Below are 4,845 nucleotides of genomic sequence, written 5' to 3'. Positions count from 1 at the left end.
CTATCCACGATCAAATCAAAGAAGTCGTTACCACACACCGCGTCGTATTGTTCATGAAAGGCACGAAGCAATTCCCGCAATGCGGCTTCTCTTCCCGTGCCGTACAAATCCTGAATGCGGCAGGTTGTACCGACTATGTGACAGTCAACGTATTGGAAAACGATGCCGTACGCCAAGGCATTAAAGAATACAGCGACTGGCCGACCATTCCTCAACTGTACGTCAACGGCGAATTTGTCGGCGGTTCTGACATTTTGATGGAAATGTACGAGGCCGGCGAACTGCAAGAATTGCTGAAAGCTTAATCATCTACAATATTCCGTAATGTAAAATTGTTGACAAAGGCCGTCTGAAACCCTGATTCAGACGGCCTTTCGCATGAAACATACCCTTTCCGCCATTCGTGAAAAAAAGTATAATTCACTCCGTCAACGAAACTCGGAAATACAGAAAATGAACGTTACCGTCATCAATCATCCCCTCGTCCGCCACAAATTGACTTTGATGCGCGAGGCAGAATGCAGCACCTACAAATTCCGTACGCTCACTACCGAGCTGGCACGCCTGATGGCATACGAAGCCAGCCGCGACTTTGAAACCGAAAAATACATCATCGACGGTTGGTGTGGCTCTATCGAAGGCGACCGTATCAAAGGCAAAACCTTGACCGTTGTCCCTATTTTGCGTGCCGGTTTGGGTATGCTCGACGGCGTACTCGACCTGATTCCTACCGCTAAAATCAGCGTTGTCGGCTTGCAGCGCGATGAAGAAACGCTGAAACCGGTTTCTTACTTTGAGAAATTCGTTGACAGCATGGCCGAGCGTCCTGCCCTGATTATCGACCCGATGCTGGCGACCGGCGGCTCTATGGTTGCGACCATCGACCTTCTGAAAGCCAAAGGTTGCAGCAATATCAAAGCATTGGTATTGGTTGCCGCTCCGGAAGGCGTGAAAGCCGTCAATGACGCGCATCCTGATGTAACCATCTACACTGCCGCGCTCGACAGCCACTTGAACGAACACGGCTACATCATCCCAGGCTTGGGCGATGCCGGCGATAAGATTTTCGGTACACGTTAATTGAAATGTTTAAGGCCGTCTGAAAAGTGTCAAACATCAACTTTCAGACGGCCTTGTTATATGGTTTGCTTTAAAACCTACATCAGAAAGGACAATCATGATCTTCCAAGATAATTTGGCCACCATGCCTGCTATCGACCATTTGAGCGGCTTGGATATTCTCGATAAAGAGGGCAATGTGGTTCATCACATTCCCAATGCGCCCGGCAAACAAGGCTCGCTCAAGCTTTACCATGCTTTGGCGCAAGAGTTTGACGGCAAGCTGGACGCAGCGGCGGCAGAACGCGGCCTGGCATGGTTTGCCGAGCATGTTGCCGATGCCGAAGCCAATCCTGGCAAACATCCGAATATTGATTTGCTGTTTAAAGTGAAAGCTGAAAATATCAGCCTGACTTTGAAACCATTGGCTGCTTAATGAATACAAAAAAAGGCCGTCTGAAAACAATTTCCAGACGGCCTTTTTATATGCTTAAAGCCTTAAGCGATAGAGGCTTCAACGAATGCAGTCAGTTGGCCTTTAGCCAATGCGCCGACTTTGGTTGCAACGTTTTCGCCGTTTTTGAACACCATCAGGGTAGGGATGCCGCGAACGCCGAATTTGGCAGGAGTGGCTTCATTGTCGTCGATGTTGATTTTAACGACTTTCAGACGGCCTTGGAATTCGGAGGCGATGTCGTCCAAGATTGGGGCAATCATTTTGCAAGGGCCGCACCATGGTGCCCAAAAGTCCAGCAGTACAGGTACGTCGGATTTCAAAACGTCTTGTTCGAAGCTGGCATCGCTGGTATGGATAATCAATTCGCTGCTCATGTTATTTCCTTTTAAATCGGGATTAATAAATATGTTGTTCAGAATAGTGGCAGACAGAGAAAATTTCAAGTGCCGCCACCCGGTAATAGTTTTTTTGAAATGCGCCTATCGTAATCCTTAAAGATTCAGACGGCCTCTTGAACCATGTGGCCGGAGTGGGCAATCAAATGGCGCGTATAGTCGCTGCTTGGATTGGCAAACACGTTTTCACATTCGCCTTCTTCAACGATTTTGCCGTCTTTCAACACCATCACACGGTGGGAAATGGCGCGGATCACGGCGAGGTCGTGGCTGATGATGATGAAGGCGAGGCCGTATTCTTTTTGCAGGCCGCTGAGCAATTCAAGGATTTGTTGTTGCCATTGGACATCAAGCGCGCTGGTTGGTTCGTCCAATACGAGGATTTTCGGGCGGACAATGATGGCGCGGGCGATGGCGAGGCGTTGGCGCTGGCCGCCGGAGAATGCGTGCGGATAGCGTTCGAGAGCATCTTCGGGCAGGCCGACTTGTTTGAGGACTTCTTCGACACGGCGGCGCATTTCTTCGCGCGGCATACTAGGCTCGTGAACGCGTAAGGCTTCGGAAACGGTATCAAAGACGTTCATGCGCGGATTGAATGCGCCGAACGGGTCTTGGAACACCATTTGGATTTCGCGGCGCAATTCGTGTTGCCATGACTCGCCGTTGATGTGCAGGCTGCCTTCGGAGTCGATAAGGTGCATAACGGCTTTTGCCAGCGTGGTTTTGCCGCAGCCACTTTCGCCGATGATGCCCAATGTTTCCCCCGATTTGAGATCGAAAGAAACGGGGTTGAGAATGGTTTTGTCGCGTTTTTTAAACCAGCCGTCTGATTCTTTGACGGAGAAGGCGATTTGTTCGGCCTTAAGGACGGTAGCAGGGTTTTCAGGCAAAGGGGCGACGCGGCGCGTTGTGCCGGCGTTGAGCAACATTTTGGTGTATTCGTGCTGCGGATTGGCGAAGACTTCGGTTGCTTTGCCGGTTTCGAGGATACGGCCGTTACGCATAACGGCGACATCGTCGGCAAAACGGCGCACAAGGTTCAAGTCGTGCGTAATGTAGAGCATGGTCATGCCGTGTTCTTCCTGCAGGCGTGAGAGCAGGTCGAGGATTTGGGCTTGAACGGCAACGTCCAAAGCGGTGGTCGGTTCGTCGGCAATCAGGAGCTTGGGCTGGGCTGATACGGCCATGGCAATCATGGCGCGTTGGCGTTGGCCGCCGGAAAGTTGGAAAGGGTAGGCTTGGGCTTTTTGCTCGGGCTGGTGGATGCCGGTTTCGTCCAGGAGTTCGATAGCGCGCGCCCATGCCTGTTTTTTATCCAAACCCAAATGCAGGGACAGGACTTCGGCGATTTGTTCTCCGACGCGCATGACGGGGTTGAGGGCGGTCATGGGTTCTTGAAACACCATGCCGATTTCGCGGCCGCGCAGTTTTTGTAGGGCGCGTTCGGGCTGGGTCAGCAGATTGGTTCCGCAATATTTCAGACTGCCTTCAAAGGTAACCATCGGATTCAGGCGCATAATGCCTTGCGACAATACGGTTTTGCCGCTGCCGCTCTCGCCGACCAATGCCAGCTTGCGGCCGGGTTGCAAGGTCAGGTTGATATCGTGCAGGACTTGCTTGCTCGGAAAGGAGCCGTTTAGGTTTTCGATTTCGAGTATAGGTGTCGTCATGGTCGTGGCCGTCTGAAAAGTTTGTTGATGACAGGTTTTTTCAGACGGCCTGCATGAATCAAGAGGCCGTCTGAAACAGCGGTTTAGTCTTGAAACTGTTCTTTGAGTTTGCGTTTTAACACTTTGCCAGTGGCATTGCGCGGCAGCTCGTCTTGGAAGATGACTTGTTTGGGGATTTTAAAGTTTGCCAACAGGCCGCGCAGGTGGCTGCGGACTTCGGCTTCTTCCAGCTTCATGCCTTCTTTGAGTTGGATAAAGGCAATGATTTCTTCATCGGCGTATTGGTCTTTCACGCCGATTACGGCGGCGGCTTCCACGGCATCGAGTTTGTAAATGGCTTCTTCGATTTCGCGCGGATAGACGTTTTGGCCTTTGGAGATAATCAGGTCTTTTTTACGGTCGACGATGAAGATAAAGCCGTCTTCGTCTATGGTGACGAAGTCTCCTGTTTTCAGCCAACCGTTGACAATGGTTTCATCTGTGGCGTCAGGCATATTGAGGTAACCCTGCATTACCGAGCCGCCTTTGATGATGAGTTCCCCCACTTCGCCGCGCGGCACTTCGATTAATTCGTCATCGACGGCTTTCACGGTCAGACCTGGCAGGGCGACGCCGACGCTGGCGGTTTTTTGGCGCTCAGGCGTATTGACGGCCACAACGGGCGAGCATTCGCTCAAGCCGTAGCCTTCCAGCAATTTGGCGCGTGGGAATTTGGCTTTGAAGTCGTCAATGGTTTGTTCGGCCAGAGGCGCGCCGCCGCTGATAAACAGGCGGACGCGGTTGAACCATCTGAAATACCAAGGGATTTTGGCTTTGCTCATGGCGGTGTAAATAGCCGGTACGCCGAGAAAAATGGTAGCGCGTTTGAGCAAAACCTGTTTCAACACGTTGGAGAACGGGAAGACGGATCTGACCAAAATAATCGAGCAGGCTTGATATATCGGCAGCAAAACCATGGTGGTCAGCGTAAAGCTGTGGAACATGGGCAAGAAGACGACAAAGCGGTCTTTTTGCGAAATTTGGAAAATTTGTTCGATGCCCGAAAGGTTGGAAAACAGATTGCTGTAACTGATTAATGCGCCTTTGGGGTGGCCGGTTGTGCCGGAGGTGTAGATAATGTGCGCCAAATCGTTGGCAGACGGCTGACGGCTCAGATTCGGCTTGCCGGGGAATGTACGCGCGGCATCGAAATAGCTGTCATCGCCACTGGCGGCGTTGGTTTCGCCAATCCAGATGATTTTATTGACTTTGGTTTTGGCTTTGA

Annotated in this window: 6 protein-coding genes; 3 read left to right on the top strand and 3 right to left on the bottom strand. The window is 51.4% G+C overall.

Features of this window, described 5'->3' with window-relative positions:
* The first annotated feature begins 2 nt into the window (after nucleotides 1–2).
* The 3 genes from grxD (at nucleotide 3) to ACTHUT_RS13985 (ending at nucleotide 1,495) form a co-directional block, all read left to right on the top strand.
* Nucleotides 3–305, top strand: coding sequence for a Grx4 family monothiol glutaredoxin (grxD, locus tag ACTHUT_RS13995; RefSeq protein WP_440418921.1), 303 nt, complete (start codon nucleotides 3–5; stop codon nucleotides 303–305).
* Nucleotides 306–453: 148 nt separating this feature from the next.
* Nucleotides 454–1,080, top strand: coding sequence for a uracil phosphoribosyltransferase (gene upp, locus ACTHUT_RS13990; RefSeq protein WP_039864255.1), 627 nt, complete (start codon nucleotides 454–456; stop codon nucleotides 1,078–1,080).
* A 97-nt stretch (nucleotides 1,081–1,177) separates the two neighbouring features.
* Nucleotides 1,178–1,495 (top strand): DUF2322 family protein, encoded by a 318-nt coding sequence (locus ACTHUT_RS13985; protein WP_154953556.1) that lies wholly within the window; start codon nucleotides 1,178–1,180, stop codon nucleotides 1,493–1,495.
* 62 nt (nucleotides 1,496–1,557) lie between these two features.
* Here the strand turns inward: ACTHUT_RS13985 and trxA are convergent, their stop codons facing one another.
* The 3 genes from trxA to ACTHUT_RS13970 all read right to left on the bottom strand — a co-directional run.
* On the bottom strand, nucleotides 1,558–1,890 hold the full coding sequence (gene trxA, locus ACTHUT_RS13980; RefSeq protein ID WP_070585756.1) for a thioredoxin TrxA: 333 nt from the start codon (nucleotides 1,888–1,890) through the stop codon (nucleotides 1,558–1,560).
* A gap of 125 nt (nucleotides 1,891–2,015) precedes the next feature.
* A complete protein-coding gene (locus ACTHUT_RS13975; RefSeq protein ID WP_250600101.1) occupies nucleotides 2,016–3,581 on the bottom strand; it encodes an ABC transporter ATP-binding protein in 1,566 nt (521 codons plus the stop codon).
* Nucleotides 3,582–3,664: 83 nt separating this feature from the next.
* Nucleotides 3,665–4,845 (bottom strand): AMP-binding protein (locus tag ACTHUT_RS13970; RefSeq protein WP_440418920.1); only part of this gene is annotated, 1,181 nt, incomplete at its 5' end.

The sequence above is a fragment of the Neisseria sp. P0022.S010 genome, assembly GCF_051956635.1.
Note: the sequence above shows the minus strand (reverse complement) of the source record. Positions and strands in the feature narration are given on the sequence as shown.

Excerpts from the sequence above, each read along its gene's own strand:
- upp (WP_039864255.1), top strand. The coding sequence starts at position 454 with ATGAACGTTACCGTCATCAATCATCCCCTCGTCCGCCACAAATTGACT.
- ACTHUT_RS13985 (WP_154953556.1), top strand. The coding sequence starts at position 1,178 with ATGATCTTCCAAGATAATTTGGCCACCATGCCTGCTATCGACCATTTG.
- trxA (WP_070585756.1), bottom strand. The coding sequence starts at position 1,890 with ATGAGCAGCGAATTGATTATCCATACCAGCGATGCCAGCTTCGAACAA.
- ACTHUT_RS13975 (WP_250600101.1), bottom strand. The coding sequence starts at position 3,581 with ATGACGACACCTATACTCGAAATCGAAAACCTAAACGGCTCCTTTCCG.